Source organism: Skermania sp. ID1734 (assembly GCF_007489285.1).
In the GTDB taxonomy this organism is placed as follows: domain Bacteria; phylum Actinomycetota; class Actinomycetes; order Mycobacteriales; family Mycobacteriaceae; genus ID1734.
Map to the genome: position 1 here is coordinate 63383 of NZ_VLIY01000020.1, position 17052 is coordinate 80434.

At 65.0% G+C, this 17052-nt stretch carries 15 protein-coding genes and 2 pseudogenes; 13 read left to right on the forward strand and 4 right to left on the reverse strand.

The window, feature by feature from the left end; translation table 11 throughout:
• The first annotated feature begins 165 nt into the window (after positions 1–165).
• Positions 166–867: a hypothetical protein gene (locus tag FOS14_RS21205; RefSeq protein WP_143772852.1), complete on the forward strand. Its 702-nt coding sequence runs from the start codon at positions 166–168 to the stop codon at positions 865–867.
• Here the strand turns inward: FOS14_RS21205 and FOS14_RS21210 are convergent.
• Both FOS14_RS21210 and FOS14_RS21215 read right to left on the reverse strand, forming a co-directional pair.
• Positions 842–1861 carry an AIM24 family protein gene (locus tag FOS14_RS21210; protein WP_143772853.1) on the reverse strand — a complete coding sequence of 340 codons (1020 nt, stop codon included), beginning with the start codon at positions 1859–1861 and terminating at the stop codon, positions 842–844. The genes FOS14_RS21205 and FOS14_RS21210 overlap by 26 nt on opposite strands.
• A 9-nt stretch (positions 1862–1870) precedes the next feature.
• Positions 1871–2668, reverse strand: coding sequence for an AIM24 family protein (locus FOS14_RS21215; RefSeq protein WP_143772854.1), 798 nt, complete (start codon positions 2666–2668; stop codon positions 1871–1873).
• Positions 2669–2840: 172 nt separating this feature from the next.
• Here FOS14_RS21215 and FOS14_RS21220 point away from each other — a divergent pair, with 172 nt between their 5' ends.
• From FOS14_RS21220 to FOS14_RS21265, 10 genes and pseudogenes are all read left to right on the forward strand, one after another.
• Positions 2841–3947, forward strand: coding sequence for an SPFH domain-containing protein (locus FOS14_RS21220; RefSeq protein WP_143772855.1), 1107 nt, complete (start codon positions 2841–2843; stop codon positions 3945–3947).
• A 36-nt stretch (positions 3948–3983) separates the two neighbouring features.
• Positions 3984–4454, forward strand: a complete 471-nt coding sequence (locus FOS14_RS21225) for a hypothetical protein (RefSeq protein ID WP_255450505.1) — start codon at positions 3984–3986, stop codon at positions 4452–4454.
• A 63-nt stretch (positions 4455–4517) separates the two neighbouring features.
• Positions 4518–5608: pseudogene (locus tag FOS14_RS21230) on the forward strand (F420-dependent hydroxymycolic acid dehydrogenase).
• A 62-nt stretch (positions 5609–5670) separates the two neighbouring features.
• A complete protein-coding gene (locus FOS14_RS21235; protein WP_143772857.1) occupies positions 5671–6408 on the forward strand; it encodes a VIT1/CCC1 transporter family protein in 738 nt (245 codons plus the stop codon).
• 118 nt (positions 6409–6526) lie between these two features.
• Positions 6527–7450 (forward strand): sensor histidine kinase, encoded by a 924-nt coding sequence (locus tag FOS14_RS21240; RefSeq protein ID WP_143772858.1) that lies wholly within the window; start codon positions 6527–6529, stop codon positions 7448–7450.
• A 108-nt stretch (positions 7451–7558) separates the two neighbouring features.
• Entirely contained in the window at positions 7559–8575 is a 1017-nt protein-coding gene (locus FOS14_RS21245) for a hypothetical protein (protein WP_143772859.1), read from the forward strand.
• A 101-nt stretch (positions 8576–8676) separates the two neighbouring features.
• A complete protein-coding gene (locus FOS14_RS21250; protein WP_185981876.1) occupies positions 8677–10500 on the forward strand; it encodes an MFS transporter in 1824 nt (607 codons plus the stop codon).
• A 12-nt stretch (positions 10501–10512) separates the two neighbouring features.
• Positions 10513–10950, forward strand: coding sequence for a MarR family winged helix-turn-helix transcriptional regulator (locus FOS14_RS21255; RefSeq protein WP_143772860.1), 438 nt, complete (start codon positions 10513–10515; stop codon positions 10948–10950).
• A gap of 4 nt (positions 10951–10954) precedes the next feature.
• On the forward strand, positions 10955–11824 hold the full coding sequence (locus FOS14_RS21260) for a helix-turn-helix domain-containing protein (RefSeq protein ID WP_143772861.1): 870 nt from the start codon (positions 10955–10957) through the stop codon (positions 11822–11824).
• Between the two features lie 4 nt (positions 11825–11828).
• A complete protein-coding gene (locus FOS14_RS21265; protein WP_143772862.1) occupies positions 11829–12260 on the forward strand; it encodes a VOC family protein in 432 nt (143 codons plus the stop codon).
• A gap of 10 nt (positions 12261–12270) precedes the next feature.
• Here FOS14_RS21265 and FOS14_RS21270 read toward each other — a convergent pair whose 3' ends face one another.
• On the reverse strand, positions 12271–13632 hold the full coding sequence (locus FOS14_RS21270; RefSeq protein WP_255450507.1) for a family 43 glycosylhydrolase: 1362 nt from the start codon (positions 13630–13632) through the stop codon (positions 12271–12273).
• 229 nt (positions 13633–13861) lie between these two features.
• On the opposite strand from FOS14_RS21270, the gene FOS14_RS21275 reads away from it, so the two are divergent.
• Together FOS14_RS21275 and FOS14_RS21280 are read left to right on the forward strand one after the other, a co-directional pair.
• Positions 13862–14725: an alpha/beta fold hydrolase gene (locus FOS14_RS21275; RefSeq protein WP_255450508.1), complete on the forward strand. Its 864-nt coding sequence runs from the start codon at positions 13862–13864 to the stop codon at positions 14723–14725.
• 32 nt (positions 14726–14757) lie between these two features.
• The gene (locus FOS14_RS21280) at positions 14758–15177 is read left to right on the forward strand and encodes a TIGR02611 family protein (protein WP_255450509.1); all 420 of its coding nucleotides are present in this window, start codon (positions 14758–14760) and stop codon (positions 15175–15177) included.
• A gap of 792 nt (positions 15178–15969) precedes the next feature.
• Here the strand turns inward: FOS14_RS21280 and FOS14_RS21285 are convergent.
• Positions 15970–16878: pseudogene (locus FOS14_RS21285) on the reverse strand (DDE-type integrase/transposase/recombinase); the annotation flags it as partial.
• Positions 16879–17052: the final 174 nt, after the last annotated feature.

Genomic DNA, 17052 nt, shown 5'->3' on the forward strand with positions numbered 1-17052 from the left:
GTCGACGGTACCCCGTGTCGACCGCTGTGCGTCGGCGCTGACCGGAAGGACCCATTTGGCGCTTTTCCGCATTACGCTGGGTGGACGAAGGATCTGCGCTGCTTCCAGAGGTGATTCATCACGTCGACCCCGTCCCCGCCTCGCCGGCCACTGTGGCTGCCGCCAGTGGTCTCCGGCACGGTAGCGCTGCGGCCGCCGGATCCGGTGACGGCCGCGCGCCAGGCGGCTCGGGTCGCGCGCGGGCTCGCCGCCGACGGACCGCGGTATCCGCGCGAAAACTGGCGGACTCTGGCGACGACAACGACGGGCCTCTCGTGTGTGGTCGGTGTGATTGCTTTGATCAATCACTCGTGGCCCCTCGCCGTGGTTGCGCTCGCGTCGATTGCCGTCGCCGCCGTCGTGTGGCGGTTCATTGCGGCTGATCCGTTGCGGCTGACGTCCGCCCAGCGACGACGGATTCGCGCCGACCGCACCTGGCGGTCTCGACATGACTGGAAACCGCCGCTGACCGCCACGCCCGAACGCCAGTTGCTGGACGACGCACAGCAGGCGGTGCGCCGAATCGCGGCCAGCGAGTGGTGGGCCGAACCGCTTTGTCACCGGATGGTTCTCGATCTAGCGGCTGAACTCGACGAGATCGACGACCATGCCTACGCGCTAGCCAGTGCCGGGGAGGCGAGTCACAGCGCGCGGGCGGCCTTGGCCGCGCGTGTCGCTGCCCTGACCGAGATCGCCGCCGAAGTAGGCGAACACCGTCTCCAGGCGGCGCCGGACTGCCCCGACACCGTTGTGCTGACCAACGCGGTGCTGGACGAGTTCGCCAGTCAGCAGCTTGCGGCCATCACGAAAGATATTCAGCAGCAATAGAACCGAGCGGGTTTCCCCAGCGGTATTCGGTGGCGTACGACCCACGTCGAACGCGGCCCGTGTCGTTTTCCCGTTCGTAGACGGACTGCACTGCCACTCGTCCCGGTCCGATCAGGCGTAGCCACGCGTTGCGGTGGCTATAGGTGAAGCCGACCCGGTTGATGCGTTTGCTGAAGAAGCCGCCCAGCATGTCGCCGACCTTGTCGCGGGCCATGTCGCCCGCCCAGTTCGCGATCATGCCCATTGCGTGGGTGCCCATGCTGGCCTGCGGATACTCGAAGTGCAGGTGGCAGTCGACGCTCGTATCGCGGTACAGCAATGCGGCGGGCCGAATCAGAATCGTCTCGCCGGCCGCGAGGTCCCGGATGAACGTGTTGCCGGGGGAGTGCAGCAGCAGTAGCCCGGGCACGGTCGGGGCGTGGAACCGATCTTCGATATAGCCCAGCGGGTAATGGGTTTCGCTTTCGTCCCCGTCAATCGTCTCGTACCAGATCTGGCTGCGTTGCCAGTCGTAGGACACACTGCCGGTCGCCACCAATAGCCGATGCTCCCGCACGGCGACCGACTGACTGGAGTTCAACGGCAGCGCCACTATCTCGCCCGCGTCGTTGTCGGCGAGGCCGAGGCGTCCGGGACCGGCCGCTTGCATCATGACGATCGGCAAACCCGCCCGCATCCGCTTCCACGCGCCGCCGAGACCCATCGCCTGCAGTCGCGCGGTCGGCTCGCACCACAGTAAGTCGCTGTGCGAGAAGTAGATCCAGTCATTCCCGGCGAGGGCGAATTCGGCGACCGGTACCTGCTTTCCGACGATCTGCACGTGCGATTGCCCGAACTGTATGCGGGCCATGTCTTTGACCGGCGGCTGTTTGGTCCAGCCCGAGTTGCTCACTGCGGCACGAACGTCCACTGGGGCGCCGCAACACGGGCAGGACAGCGCCGAGGCATCGCTCGGCTGCCGGCAATAGCGGCAGGTGTAGGAGGCTGTGGTCATCAGATGCCGTCAGTTCGATTGGTGGTGAACGTACATCGACTGGATGCCGACCCGGCCCGGTCCGACCATTTCGGCCATGAACATGCCGCGACCGAGCATTCCGGTCTTGATCGGCAGCTGGGTGGTGTTCAGCGTGACGGTCGAATCCTTGTAGAGAAATGCGCCGGGCTCGACAACGATCTTCTCGCCCGCGGCCAGCGTCCGCTCGAGCACATCGCCATAGCCGTGCAGCATCATCATTCCCGGATCCCCAGCTGTGACAAAGCGGTCCATGTACATGCCGCCGCCACCGTAAAGGATGTTGGCCAGGCCCTTGATCCGCACGAACGAATAGCTGATGCCGTGCGACGCCAGCAGGAAGGCGTGTTCGCGGACATCGATCTCCATGCCGGGATGCATGGGCAGTACGACCAGTTCGCCGGGCGCGTCCCGCGAAAACGCGACCCGGCCGGGTCCGTGTGCGAGGGTGAGCAGGAACGGCATCCCGGCAAGACTGCGCTTCATGCCGCCGCCGATGTTCATCTGCGACAGCGGGGTCGCCTCGTCCTTCCAGAGCAGGACATGATGCTCGAAATACACGGCGTCGCCTTGACCGAGGCTGATTTCGGCGACCGGAACGAGTTCACCCTCCACTTGGCAGATGCTGGTGGAGAAGCGGAACTCGGTCATGTCGCGCAGGCGTGGCGCTTCCCGCCAGCCTGCCTCGCTGACTTTGTCGCGCACATCCAGCGGCGCGCCACACGTGGCGCAGGTCGTCGCTTCACCGGTGTTGTGGCTGTGGCACCACTGACACTCGATCCGATCCATGCGACCTCCTGGTGCGCAGGACCGCGCCTGGTGAGCGCGATTGGAATAGGACGAAATTAGCAGCGTTTGGCCGCTTCCGCTACGGGCCGGTTACCTCACCGAATCGATCAGCGCTTCCAGCGGGGATTTCGGGTCTACATTGATTGCACTGGTTCTCACCCCGGAGGCGATCATGGTCCTCTTCAGCCGCGAATTCATCGCGGTACCGGACGATCGAAAGCAGCAACTCGTCTACAAATGGCCGGATCACAGCATCCGGCGCTTTACCCGGGCGATCGTCAATGCCGACGAATTGGCCATTTTCGTCAACACCGGAATGGTGGCGGCAACGATGGGTCCGGGTCGGCATCAGATCGATGCCGACGAAATCCCCGGCCTCGGCGCGCTCATCGACGTCGCGACCGGTGGCCGGGCATACCGGGCCGAGTTGTATTTCGTCGCCAATCGGGAACTGACGGGCTTCACCTTCGGCGGTCGCATCGATGACGTGCAGGATCCGCAGACCGGCCTGATCGTCACGCTGCGCGTGTTCGGCGACTATGCGCTGCGGGTGACCGATCCGATCACGCTGATCACGAATCTCATTGGGACCGTAGATCTTACCGACAACGGGAAGGTGAGTGGCTGGGTAAGCGACCAGTTGCTCAAGGTCCTGCGCACCGACATCACCACCCAGATTGTCCGAAATGGCTGGCCGATCCTCGGGCTTTCGGCCTATTCGCCCGAGATCGAGGAGCGGATTGTCAGCAATGGAAACAAACAATTGGCGACGTACGGGGTCGCCATAACGCGAATGGGCAACTTCGATATCAATCTGTCCGCGGAGGACCAGGCCCAGTTGAAGCGGTTGGCAAAGGACACCAGCTACTCCCGACTGGCAGGCAGCTTCAATCAGTACGCACAAGGTGAGATGGCACTCGGCGCGGGGGAGGGAATGAGTAAGGGCGACGGCGCCGTGGGCGGGGCATTTCTCGGGCTGGGGCTCGGCATGGGCCAACAGGCCAACCAGTATCCGCCCGCCGCGCCGCCGGAACGCGGATTTGCCGGTGGGGGCCCGAGCGGCTATTCGGGACCGCCGCCGAGCGGTGCCGCCGCGGATGTTCAGTCGGCGGTCAGCTGTCCCAACTGTGGTCACAACAACACGGCCACCGCGAAATTTTGCCAGGACTGCGGAACGGCGCTGGCGCCGAAGACCATGCACTGCACCAACTGCGGAACGGAACTTGCGGCCGGGGCAAAGTTCTGTGGCGAGTGCGGCACACGCGCGGCGGGGGTCTGAGCGGTGGAAGAGACGCCATCGGCTGACCTTGCGACCGTGCCTGACCGGGCGCACCGGGTGCGCCACGCCTGGCAGGCGACTCTCGAGCGTGGAGAACAGGGAGCGGTCCTGGCCTGGGCGTCGTTCACCGCAACGTTCGCAGGGGTGCGTCTGCTGACGCATTGGATACGCAACGGGCACGGCCCGTCCGGCGGGGGAATCAGCGTCGGCGGCAAGCATTTCCATCACTACAACATCGGCATCGCCACGTTGGCGGGGGTCGGTGCAATCGCGGTTCGCGGAGCAGAAGAGCATCGTCGCCACCCGCTGGTTGCCTTGTCTTATGGCGCCGGGGCGGCGCTGGTGGTCGACGAACTGGCACTGCTGTTGGACTTAAAAGACGTCTACTGGGCCAACGATGGGCGCAAAAGCGTCGATGTCGCAGTGTGTGTGATCGGGCTCGGCGGCCTCGCCAGCGCGGGGATGGCGTTCTGGCCGGCAGCGCACAGGGCACTCCGGGGACGCTGAAGACTCCCGGAGGAAAACGCCACCGCGGCGTGTGAGGGTTGCGCGGACGGGTAGACCCGGTCGGTGATCGGCATGTCGCGCCGCGCATTCGGCCAGCTAGCCGTGTTGGGAGCCGCTGGCACCGCGGTGCTCGGCTGCGGCGGTCCGAGCACACAAGGTTCGCCCGCATCCAGTCCTGCGGGTAACACGTCCGGCCACAACATCGGATTCGTCTTGGCGCACGAGCAATTTCGCACCGATGATCTGGTCAGGCAGGCGGTGGCGGCCGAGCAGGCCGGGTTCCGGTACGTGTGGGCCAGCGACCATATCCAGCCGTGGCAGGACAACGAGGGACACGCGATGTTCCCCTGGTTCACCCTGGCACTCGTTGGCCAGCGCACCAACCGGATCTCGTTCGGTACCGGAGTGACCTGCCCCATCTACCGCTACGACCCGGCAGTCATCGCGCAGGCTTTCGCGTCGCTAGCGATCCTGACGCCCGGCCGCGTGTTCCTGGGTGTGGGAACCGGCGAACGACTTAACGAGCAGGCCGCCACCACGCAGTTCGGACCGTACACCGAGCGACACGACCGCCTCGTCGAAGCGATCTACTGATTCGGCAACTGTGGAGCGGGCAACGAATCTCCTTCGCCGGTCGCTATTTCCATACCGATCAACTGAAGCTGTACGACGTGCCGACGTCGCCACCGCCGATCTACGTGGCGGCGGGCGGCCCGAAAAGTGCGAAGCTGGCCGGCCAATTCGGTGACGGCTGGATCACCCAGTCCGCGTCGGTCAGCGACCCCAAACTCCGCGCTGCGTTCGACAGCGGCGCCCAAGCCGCGGGCCGCGACCCGGCCAATCTTGTGAGGTGGGCCGAGATGTTTGCTGTTGTGGGCGACGCCGACGAAGCGCGGCACGCCGCCGAACTGTGGCGGTTCACCGCCGGGGCCGTCGATCAGCCCAACCCGGTGAACATCCAGCGCGCAGTCGAATCGAACCCGCTCGACAAGGTGCTGGCCAAGTGGACCACCGGCACCGATCCGGCCACGCACATCAGCGCAGTCGGTGCGGTTCTGGCCGCGGGTGCCACGCCGTTTATGCATTTCCCGGAGCGCGATCCTGCCGTCGCCATCGACTTCTACGGCAGACATGTGTTGCCACAATTACGTTGATCCGCTCCTCGGCGGGTGCCGCCGCCTAGTGTGCACAAGACGGCGAAGAGAGGGCGGTGGCGATGGCGAAGGACAACGCTCGACGCGCATCACGGCGGCTCGACAGCGGCTGGGCGGCGCACCGCCACCGGGACGTGTCCGGTGGGTGGCTGCGCCCAACGGTTTTCGGCGCGGTCGACGGGCTGGTCACCAATGCCTCGTTGATCGCGGGCGTCGGTGGTGGCGGTGTTGCCGCGCACACCATCGTGTTGACCGGCCTGGCCGGTTTGGTTGCCGGCGCATTTTCGATGGGCACCGGCGAATACGTGTCGGTGTCCAATCAGAACGAACTGGTTCAGTCGGAGGTGGAGATCGAACGCGAGATGCACGCGCGGTTCCCGCAACAGGAGCAACGGGAGCTGGCCGAGCGATTCGCCTCCTATGGCGCAGACGTCGATACGGCACAGCGTATGGCGGCCGCGGTGTCCTCGGACAGCGATCTGGCGCTGTGGCTGCACGCGCGCGACGAACTCGGTGTGGACCCCGACGACCTGCCGTCGCCGGTTCTTGCCGGGGCCGCCTCGTTGACAGCCTTTTCGGTGGGCGCCGTGTGGCCGTTGCTGCCCTACCTGTGCGGCTTCGCGTCCTTGCCGGCGTCGCTGGTGCTGACCGCAATCGCGCTCGTCACGGGCGGGGTCGGGGTGGGAGCGCTGACCGCCCGCCCGCTGCTGCGCGCCGGGTTGCGGCAACTGGTGCTTGGCGCCGTGGCGGTGATCGTGACGTTCGCTGTCGGTCACCTCATCGGCGCGTCGACGGTCTGAAGCGAGGCAGTCGCATGAGTGTGCGGACGTATGCTCGGGAAATGAGGTCTCCCGACGCTGCGAAACGTGCGGCGACCATGCCTGGCCTCCTCGCTTCGCTGGTTATGGGGACTGCGCCATGACCGTAGGCCTGCAGCACGATGCCCTGATCTACGAATCGGACGCCGAATTCGTCGACGCCCTCGCCCCCTTCGTCCGCGAGGGCCTCGAGCGGGGGGAGCAGGTGCTGGCGGTGACGACGCCCGCGAACCAAGCCAACCTCGCGCGATCGTTGGGATCTCGGGCGGATGATGTTCGGTTCATCGATTCGCAGCAGTGGTATCAGACGCCGGCGCGCACCATCGCTGCCTATCACTCGGCGATCAACGACGGGCTGAAGTCCGGCGCGAACCGACTGCGGGTGATCGGCGAAGTCGACTTCGGCACCACCGAGATAGAACACGCCGAGTGGACGCGGTACGAGTCCGTGCTCAATGTCGCATTCGGTCCGCGCCCGGCCTGGATTGTCTGTCCATATGACGTCCGCCGACTGCCGGACAGGATCATCGATGATGCTCGCCGCACACATCCGCACGCGATCGCCGGCGGCGAACGGCTCCCCGTCGAGCAGTTCACCGACCCCGCACACTTCGCCGGGGCGTTGCCGCTGCCCACGCCCGACCGGCTGCTGGGCCAGGTGGAACATGACGGGCGATTGCGGACAGTCCTACAACTTGTCGAACACACCTGCGGGCAAGTCGGCTTGACCGGTGAGCAGGTGACCGATCTCAACCTGGCCGTTGGCGAATTAGCGACCAACGCGATGGAGCACGGTGTGCCCCCGGTGCAGGTCCGCGCCTTCTCCGGCAAGGATTCGCTGGTGTACGAGATATCGGACGCGGGAGAGGGTCCCACCGATCCCTGGGTGGGTTTCGTACCGCCGCAACCGAATCAGATACGGGGCCGCGGGCTGTGGCTGGCGCGCCAGCTGGCGGATCGGGTGGAGATCGCCTCGACTCCGCGTGGCACGTCCGCCCGGGTCGAGGTGCGGCTGCCGCGCTGAGTGGCCTGTCATCCCACGCGGATATGCTCGGTCGGCAAGGGCGAAGGCTGCTGTGACGGGCCACGCTCGACGACCGCAGTGTTTGGCGTGGGGAAGGAATGCAATCGCATGAGCCCAGATCCGCAGGCGAAGGCCGCGCAGTTGCTCGACGCGCTCGTCGCCTATGTCGTGGCCGATGCGACCGAGCGATTCGACGAGGTTGTCGTCCGCGAAGTCGACCTCGTCCTGGCCGCAGCAGACACGCTGAAGCTGGGCGCTGTGGTTTCCCCGCAGGATGTGCAGGCTGCGGCCCGAATCGGGATCGATCGCGTCGGCGGCAGTTCGGTGGTGTCCGAACTCGTGGCGCCGTTTGCCGACACGTTCTACAACCTCGACGCGGCGTCCGATTACCAGCTCGGTGAGGTAATCGACCGGGATCAGATCCAGGCGCTCACCGCGGCGATCCTGCGGATGACGACGGCCCAGGAGCGCTTATTCGACAAGTTGATGTTGAGTCCGCTCGTGGCCCAGCTTGCCTCGCGGTTCGTCGGCAAGATCGTCGCGGACTTCGTCGCCGGCAACCGCAAGCGTGCCGAGCGGGTACCGGGCGTCTCGTCGTTGTTCTCGGTCGGTGACAAGGTCGCCTCGACTGCCGCGAAGGTCGGCAAGGGACAGCTCGACGCCATCTCGGGTAAGAGCGCCGAGTACACGCTGAAGCAGACCGAAAACGCCATCTCCGACCTCATCGAGAATGCGCCCGTAGAGGAGACGGTCCTGCAGGTCTGGGATCTACACGCCGACGAGCCCGTGTCCGAGCTGCGCAAGTACCTGTCCGAGGAAGAAAACCGCGAACTGACCGGCATCGGCTACGACCTGGTGATGTCGACGCGGAACAAGGATTACATCCTGGCGCTCGTCGACGCCTGGGTGGAGACGTTCTTCGCCCGCTTCGGTGAGACGTCGTTGCGGGAGCTCCTCGAGCAATTGGGCATTGGTCGCGAGCAACTGCTCGATGAGGCTCGGCGGTTTGCCCCGCCGGTTATTGACGCGCTCGTTGCCGACGGCGTTCTCGCCGATCAGATCCGTCAGCGCTTCGAGCCGTTCTTCGCGTCCGAGGCGGCGCTGACGGTACTCGGTGCTGAATAGGGAGTGACGCTGCTCACGTGAGTTGGTCGCGGGAATCTCAGTGCTGTCTACTTAGTTAGCAATAAGCAACTAAGTAGGGCTTGGCTGATGGGGTGTACCGCGTGAGTAGTTCCGATAACACCGATCTCGATGTGGGTGACGTCGCAACCATCCGGCGCCGGATCCGGGTCGATCGCGACCATCCGCACTACAAGTGGATCGCGCTGACCAACACGACGCTCGGCATTCTGTTGGTCACCATCAACTCCTCGATCGTCATCATCTCGCTGCCGGCGATTTTCCGGGGCATCCACCTCGACCCGCTCTCGCCGGGAAACGTCAGCTATCTGCTATGGATGCTGATGGGCTTCTTGCTCACGTCGGCCGTCCTGGTGGTCATGTTCGGCCGCCTCGGCGACATGTTCGGCCGAGTCAAGGTCTACAACCAGGGCTTCACCGTCTTTACCGTCTCTGCCATCGCACTATCGTTCGACCCGTTCGACGGCGGTGGTGGCGCGCTGTGGTTGATCGGCTGGCGTGTGGTCCAAGGCGTCGGCGGTGCCATGCTGATGGCGAACTCCTCGGCAATCCTCACCGACGCGTTCCCGACGAACCAGCGCGGAATGGCGTTGGGCATCAACCAGGTCGCTGCGGTCGGCGGGTCGTTCCTGGGCCTCATCATCGGCGGCGTACTCGCCGACTGGGACTGGCGCGCGGTGTTCTGGGTGAGCGTGCCCGTGGGCCTGCTCGGCACGGTATGGGGCTACAAGTCACTGCACGAACTCGGCGAACGCAATCCCGGGAAGCTCGACTTTGCCGGAACCGCGCTATTCGCTGTCGGTTTGACCGCGTTGCTGGCCGCCATCACCTACGGCATCCAGCCCTACGGCGATTCCTCGACCGGGTGGATGAACCCCTGGGTGCTCGCCGGTGTCATCGGCGGGGTGGCCATGCTCGTCGTGTTCTGCATCGTCGAGACCAAGGTCGCCGAGCCGATGTTCCATCTGGGCCTGTTCCGGATTCGGGCGTTCGGCCTGAGCAACTTCGCCGGGCTGATGGCCTCGGTGGGTCGCGGCGGCCTGCAGTTCATGCTGATCATCTGGCTGCAAGGCATCTGGCTGCCGCTCCACGGCTTCAGCTACGAGTCCACGCCGCTGTGGGCAGGCATCTACCTCCTGCCGTTGACCGTCGGCTTCCTTGCCGCCGGCCCGCTGTCTGGATGGTTATCGGATCGCTTCGGCGCGCGCCCATTTGCGACCGGCGGATTGATCCTGGTCGGCGTCACGTTCTTACTTCTGCTGCTGATTCCGGTGGACTTCAACTACGGCCTGTTCGCGTTGATCGTGTTCCTCAACGGCGTCGGCTCGGGGCTGTTCTCCTCGCCGAACACTGCGGCGATCATGTCGAGCGTTCCCGCCGACCAGCGCGGCGTCGCCTCCGGGATGCGCGGCACGCTGTTCAACGGTGGTACCGCGTTGTCGATCGGCATCTTCTTCTCGCTCATGATCGTCGGCCTGTCCAACACGCTGCCCGGTGCCATGAGCAGCGGGCTGCAGAGTCAGGGCGTATCGGCTGGAGTGGCACACTCGGTCGCTGGCCTGCCGCCGGTGGGCAGTCTGTTCGCGGCATTCCTCGGCTTCAACCCGATGCAGGAGCTGCTGGCACCGAGCGGCGAGCTGACCCGGGCCGGCGTCAACCACGACGTCCTCACCGGTCAGAGCTTCTTCCCGCACCTGATCTCCGGGCCGTTCCACTCGGGATTGATCGTCGTGTTCGTCGCGGCCGCGGTCATGATGTTCCTCGGCGCGGCGGCCTCATGGCTGGCCGGTGGCCGATATGTGCACGACGAGCAGGTCGAACTCGCCGAAGCGTCACGCGAGGGGCTCCTATCCGACAGTGGTATTGAGGAAGAGGTGGGAAAAGAAGCCGTGCGCGTGAGGGTGTGACTGGTCGAGACGATGGATGAGCAACTGCTGTCGGAAGCATCCGATGCCTACCTGGCGATCGCCCGGATTGCTCGCTCCATCCGGCGCTCCGGAGACACCGGCGCGCTCACACCCGCCACGGCCGCCGCGCTCGCAACGCTCACCCGCATCGGCCCAGCGCGAATGAGCGATCTGGCTGCGGCCGAAAGGGTTTCGCTGCCGACGATGTCGCGCATCATCGCCGCCCTGGAACGGACGGAGTTCATCACCCGTTCGGAGGATCCGGATGACCGGCGTGCCAGCCTGCTCGCGGCGACCCCCGCCGGGATCGAGCTGATTTCGGGGCTGACGTCCGCTCGGATTCAGCGCTTTGCTGCGGCCCTGAATCGGCTGTCGGACGCGGACCGCCGTGCGCTCACTTCCGCCCTGACGTCGTTGGATCGTGAATTGGCCGCCCAGACGCATACTTGATCGTGTGAGCACCCACCAACCACCGGCGCGAGAGTTCGTCCGAACCTCGCTGGCGGTGCCGGGTGTCTCGGCCGTGTACGGGTATCTGTCCGACGGGCTTACGCCCGGTCTGCACCGCGGGTTACCGTCGCGGTATCTGACGTTCATCATCAGCCTCGAGGAGCCGATCACCTCGGCCGACGGCCCACAGGCCTGGGCGCAGGGCCGGCTGACCCGTAACGAGGTGCTGATCGGCGGTATGCATACTCGCCCTGCGTACGTGCTGCAGCCGAAGCGTCAGGTGGGCATTCAGCTTGCGGTTCATCCGCTCGCCGCTCGTCGGCTGTTCGGACTGCCGGCGGGTGCGCTGACCGCGTTGACTCACGAAGGCGACGACGTTCTCGGTCGTGAGGTCGCGATCCTGCGCGATCGGTTGCACGACCTGCCGACCTGGGAAGAGCGGTTCGGCGCGGTCGAACAGTTCCTGTGGCGCCGCGCTATGCGTGCGGAAGACCATCCCGGCCCGCGGCGCGAGGTTGCCGCGGCGTGGCATTGGCTTGCCAGTACCGGCGGCAATGGCTCGGTGGAGGAACTCGCCCGCCACACGTCGATGAGCTCGCGACAGCTCGGTACGCTCATCGGCCGCGAGATCGGCGTCGGGCCGAAGATGCTTGGCCGGCTCATGCGTTTCGACCGTGCGCTGGCCGGCCTCGGAGCGGAAATCCGCAATGGCCGCACGCCGAATCTCGCCGATCTTGCCCAGGACTGCGGCTACTACGACCACTCCCACCTGGTGCGCGACTTCCAGCGCTTCACCGAAGCGTCACCCACCCAGTTCGTCGCCGAAGAACTCCGAAATATCCAAGCCGGCGGCCACCAGCCGGTCACAGACTAGGACCATGACTACCGCTGAGAACCCCACCGATACCCGCACCCTGCCCGCGCCGACGGTCTGGCCGGGCCTGCAGGCCCACGACGCCCGCGCGTTGATCGACTGGCTGGTCAACACGCTCGGCTTCGAGGAGACCGCTGTTTACGAAGACGAAAACGGCAAAATTGCGCACGCCCAACTCGATTGGCCAGAGGGTGGCGGCATCATGCTGGGTGACCACAAGCCCGGCGGCCAGTGGTGTCGCGAGCCGGGAACCTCCGGCGCCTACGTCGTCACCGACCATGTCGACGACCTCTACGAGCGGGTGGTGGCCACCGGAGCAAACATCGTCCGTCCGTTGGCGGACCAGGATTACGGCAACCGCGAGTTCGCCGTGGCCGATCCGGAAGGCAACCTGTGGAGCTTCGGGCCCTATCGCGGGGAGCCGCGTAAGCGCTGACCCAGTCGGCTTACTGCTTGTTGGCGACGCTCGTCGCCTTCTGCGCCATCAGGGCGCCGAACTGTACCGGCTGATCGGATGACGGTCCGGCATACCCGATCAGTTCGTAGGTGCCCGGTGACGCGTTGGAGTCGACGGTGAACGTGATCGGGCGGTCGACGGACTGACCGGGTTGCAGGGCGACGTCCTGCGGTTGCAACAGCGTGGCTTCCTTCGTGCTGCTCGGCAACGTGTAATTGGCCCACACCTTGCCGGAGTAGGCAGCGTCGGCCGGCGCCGTGATCCGCAGCGCGGCCTTGACCGTGCCGCCCGACGCCGGTAGCTGCGCATCATCGCTGACTACCGAAACCTTCACGGGTGAAGTGATTTTCGGTACCTCCGGCCCCGTCGATGACGGCGAACCGTCGCCGACCTCGGGCCACCCGTCGGCCCAGGTGATGCGGTCGATCATGCCCTCACGACGCTGGGCCCCGCTGGGCAGTTCCAGCCGAGCCCGCGGGATGGCATGGTAGACAATCCAATCGGTGCCGGCATCGTCGGTGATGATCGAATTGTGGCCGGGCCCAGCCCATTTATCGCTGCCGGCGAGCACCAGTGCGCCGCCACCGTTGTTCAGATCGGTGCCCTTGCGATCCACGTACGGGCCGGTGAGCGAGGAGGAGCGTCCCACGAGGACGCGGTATGCGGTGTTCGCGTCGCGGCAGCAGTTACCGGCGGACACGAACAGGTAGTAGTAGCCGTCGTGAAATTGCACGTAGGGCGCCTCGAAGCGTTTGTCGGCAATCTGCACCGGCTTACCGGCGGGTGCGTGCCCCGCAGCGTCGAGGGGGATCGCGTAGATGCCGTGAAAGTTGCCCACGATCATGGTTTTCGACGTGCCGTCATCCCAGACGAAGGGGTCGATCGTGCCCTCCACCCCGACGTCCTTGGCGCACAACACGGCCTTGCCGAGGTCTGTCCACGGGCCGGTCGGCGCCTGCGCGGTCGCCAGTCCGATGCACGGGTTGGTGGGATCGCCGAGCGCGTAATACAGCGAGTACTGGCCGTTTTTGTAGTGCGCGTCCGGTGCCCAGCCGACCTTGCCGGCCGGATGCCAGCTGGGATGGTTTTTGAAGACGTCGCCGGAGTACTTCCAGCTCTCCAGGTCGTCGGAGGTGAAGATCGACATGTCGTGGGTGCCGTGCCCGTCACCCCAGTCGTCGCCCGTCGTATACATGTAGAACTTGCCGTCGGCGGCTCGAATCACGCTCGGGTCGGCCGCGACCGGTTGCACGACGGGATTGGCATGCGCGGGGGCGGCGACCGCCGCGATGGCGCAGACAGTGATGGCTGACAGAACCCATCGTTGCGCTGTTGCACTTCGGGTGCGCACCGCCACCTCCACGCCCGTTGAAGAGTCGAGACACGCCGAGTCGGCGTGAATTTCGACCGAATTGTGATCAATGTATAGAGCTGAGGCAAAAGGGGAAGGTGTTGCTATCAAATGGCATCGGACACGAGACCAAAGCGAGTCCAAATGGTGGCGTGTCGGGCTGGAACAGGCGGTCATATCGTCGCGGACTGCCGACACCGACGCGGCGCAGGGTAGTAGCGTCGGCGCGGTGAGCGCTTTCGAGGATTGGCGAGCGTCTGGGCAATACTTCACTCATCGCGGGCACCGAGTGTTCTGGCGCTCCGGTGGGGTCGGTGGATCCGGGACGCTCGTGTGTATCCATGGTTTTCCGACCGCGTCGTGGGATTGGCATGCGGTATGGCCCGCGCTCGAGCAGCAATTTGCGACGGTGATTGCGATTGACATGATCGGCTTCGGCTGGTCGGACAAGCCACGCGACTATCAGTACTCGATCCTCGACCAGGCCGACATTCACGAGAATTTCCTTGCCGACCAAGGGATTTCGGATTATCACATCCTGGCTCACGACTATGGCGACACCGTCGCGCAAGAACTGGTGGCGCGTGACAACGCGCGTCCGACTGCACGGATCCAGTCGGTATGTCTGCTGAACGGCGGGTTATTCCCCGAGACGCATCGCGCGTTGTTGGTGCAGAAGTTGTTGCGAACGCCGATCGGCCCGGTGCTGTCGCGGTTGTCGACGCGCCGCGCGTTCGGTGCAAGTCTCGCCTCGGTGTTCGGACCGGACACGAAGCCGAGCGCCGCGGAACTCGACGAATTCTGGCGGCTTGCGCACTACAACGAGGGGAACCGACTCTCGCACAAGCTGATTCGTTACATCGACGAGCGACGTCAGTACCGCGAACGGTGGGTCGGGGCACTGCAGGAGGCCAAGGTTCCGGTGCGGGTGATCGATGGACTGCTCGATCCGGTGTCCGGCGCGCACATGGTCGCTCGGTATCGCGAGCTCATACCGGACGCCGATGTGGTGGAATTGCCGCAAATCGGACACTACCCACAGGTGGAGGACCCAGAGGGCACGATTTCGGCGTTTCGGGCGTTTCATACCTGATTGGTGAAACTCGACGAACGACCAGGAGAATTGTGAGCAGCGACGAACAAAGCGTGAGCCGCTGGGCGCAGCAGCTGCGGGCCAAGATCGCCGAGTCGCCGACTCTGAACCTCATTTACCGCATCGCGATCGCCGTGATTGGTACGGCAGTGCTGGTCGTCGGCATCATCACCGTGCCCTATCCGGGGCCGGGGTGGCTGATTGTCTTTGCCGGGCTTGGCATTCTGGCGTCCGAATTCGAATGGGCGCATCGTGTACTGCGCTGGGTGCGCGCCCGCTACAACCGCTTCATGGCCTGGTTCGCGGAGCAAAATGTGGTGGTCAAGGGAATGGGCGTGCTCTTCACCGCCGTCGTGGTGGTGGCGACGCTGTGGGTACTGGGCACGTTCGGATTCATCGGGCGGTTGGCCGGGGTCGATTGGGCGTGGTTGCAGAGTCCGGTGGGGAGTTAAGCCGGGGCGCGTAGCGAGAATTGACCCACGTCGCTGCGGACCTTCGCTGCATCCTCGATCCGTCCGATGCTCGACCGACGCGCCAATCGATGGGCGATCAACCGAATCTCCCTGCTCGGCGATGCTGCCGCCGGGTTCTGCCAACTGCCGGCGCCGCCATGGCCGTCGAATCCGCCGGCGTGCTCGCAAATCACGTCGCCGCCGCCGCGCTTGAGAGTGTGCCGCGATGTCTCGTCGCGTTCGAACGATCCAGCGTCTCCATGTGGAAGCCGCGCAGAACCAGTCGCGGCGGCTTGCCAAACTCATGTTCCGTCGGGAGTCGTCGCGATCCCGCCGTTCGAGGAAAAGCTGCCGACACAACGACGTGCCGTTCGACAAATTCGCGCGCGGCGGTGCGAATTCGCGCGCGGCAGCGCAAGTTCGCGCGCGGCGGTGCTGGTGAGGGGTGAATGTGTCGGTTGTCGAAGGTATGTTCGAAGAATGATGATCATCGACCCCGAACATGTGATGTCTCAGGACATGGGTGACAGTTCTGTATTAGGACATCGGTGACAGTTGATGTCTCAGGACATCGGTGACGTTTGGGTCTTGGGGACCAGTCCGGAAGGTCGCCCGTTGCCGACGTATTTGACTCCCGGTGCTGCTCGGGTGTGCTCGATGAGGATTTCGCCGTGCAGGTCGGCGACGATGATCTGGTCACCGTCGGTGATGATGTAGACCTGCTCGAACCCGTGCCCGCCGGCGACCTTGTAGGCGACGCCGTCGAGCCAGAAGGTGCCGGTAGAGGTCAGCGTCTTGATCCAGGGCAGCGAAGCAAGGGTCGTGTTTGGGTCGTGGAGCCTCGGCTTTGGCGGTGGCGTGCCACGCCGTCTGAGGCGTGATCCGACCGGGTAGACCCTGGTGCGGACGCTCGGTGTTGTAGATGTGGTCGAACGCGTCGACCTGGGTCTGCAGCTCGGCCAGCGTGCCGGCCAGTGGCTGCTTGTCCAAGTAGCGGAACAAGGTCTGATGAAAACGTTCGTTCTTGCCCTGGGTGGTTGGTTTGTATGGCTTGCCGGTGATCGCCTCCACGCCCAACTGCGCGAGGTGTTTGACGAGCTGGCCCAGGAATCCACGCCGTGACGGGTTGAGCGCGACACCGTTGTCGGACAGCAGCCGTTGCGGCACACCGTGTGCGGCAACGGCCTTGTCGAACACGGTGATCGCCGCCTCCGAGGTTTCGCCCCAAGCGACGTGGGAGGCGACCGCGTAACGGGAGTGGTCGTCGATGAGCTGGAAGATCACGCATTTACGGCCGCCGGTCAGCACGTACTCGGTCGCGTCCAGCTGCCAGCACGCGTTCGGTGCCGGGTAAACGAACCGGCGCCACGCCGAGCGCGGTTTCTTGCGCGGCTCGAGCCGCGCTACACCTGTTTCCCGGAAGATCCGGGCCAGTGAGGCGATCGACGGCACCTGGACCAGTCCCATCACCCGCATCTGGTCGTGCACGCTGATCGGCCCGTGATCCAGGCCCGAGGATTCCAGCGCGGCGCGGACCCTGAGGGCTTGTTGCCGGGTCTCGTCGGTGATCTTGGTCGGACTGTTCTTGGGTCGCCTGCTGCGCGGCTGCAGGGCCGCTGCCGCGCCGTCGGTTCGTGCCCGCGCGCGGATCGCGTAGAACGTTTTCCGGGAAATCCGGTGTTCGGCACAGAATGTCGTCACCGCTCCGCGTGGCGCGTCATCAGGCCACTGGGCGATCGCGAGGCGGACACGAGGATCAACGGGTTCATTGGCGGTCGGCACCGCTCAAGAAACCAGAAGTGTCACCACCAAAACCACTCAAAACGCCACCGATGTCCAGATACAGAACTGTCACCGATGTCCTGCGACATGACA

Bases quoted from the DNA above. Each gene is read 5' to 3' on its own strand.
- FOS14_RS21210 (WP_143772853.1), bottom strand. From the start codon at position 1,861: ATGACCACAGCCTCCTACACCTGCCGCTATTGCCGGCAGCCGAGCGAT.
- FOS14_RS21215 (WP_143772854.1), bottom strand. From the start codon at position 2,668: ATGGATCGGATCGAGTGTCAGTGGTGCCACAGCCACAACACCGGTGAA.
- FOS14_RS21220 (WP_143772855.1), top strand. From the start codon at position 2,841: ATGGTCCTCTTCAGCCGCGAATTCATCGCGGTACCGGACGATCGAAAG.
- FOS14_RS21235 (WP_143772857.1), top strand. From the start codon at position 5,671: ATGGCGAAGGACAACGCTCGACGCGCATCACGGCGGCTCGACAGCGGC.
- FOS14_RS21240 (WP_143772858.1), top strand. From the start codon at position 6,527: ATGACCGTAGGCCTGCAGCACGATGCCCTGATCTACGAATCGGACGCC.
- FOS14_RS21245 (WP_143772859.1), top strand. From the start codon at position 7,559: ATGAGCCCAGATCCGCAGGCGAAGGCCGCGCAGTTGCTCGACGCGCTC.
- FOS14_RS21255 (WP_143772860.1), top strand. From the start codon at position 10,513: ATGGATGAGCAACTGCTGTCGGAAGCATCCGATGCCTACCTGGCGATC.
- FOS14_RS21265 (WP_143772862.1), top strand. From the start codon at position 11,829: ATGACTACCGCTGAGAACCCCACCGATACCCGCACCCTGCCCGCGCCG.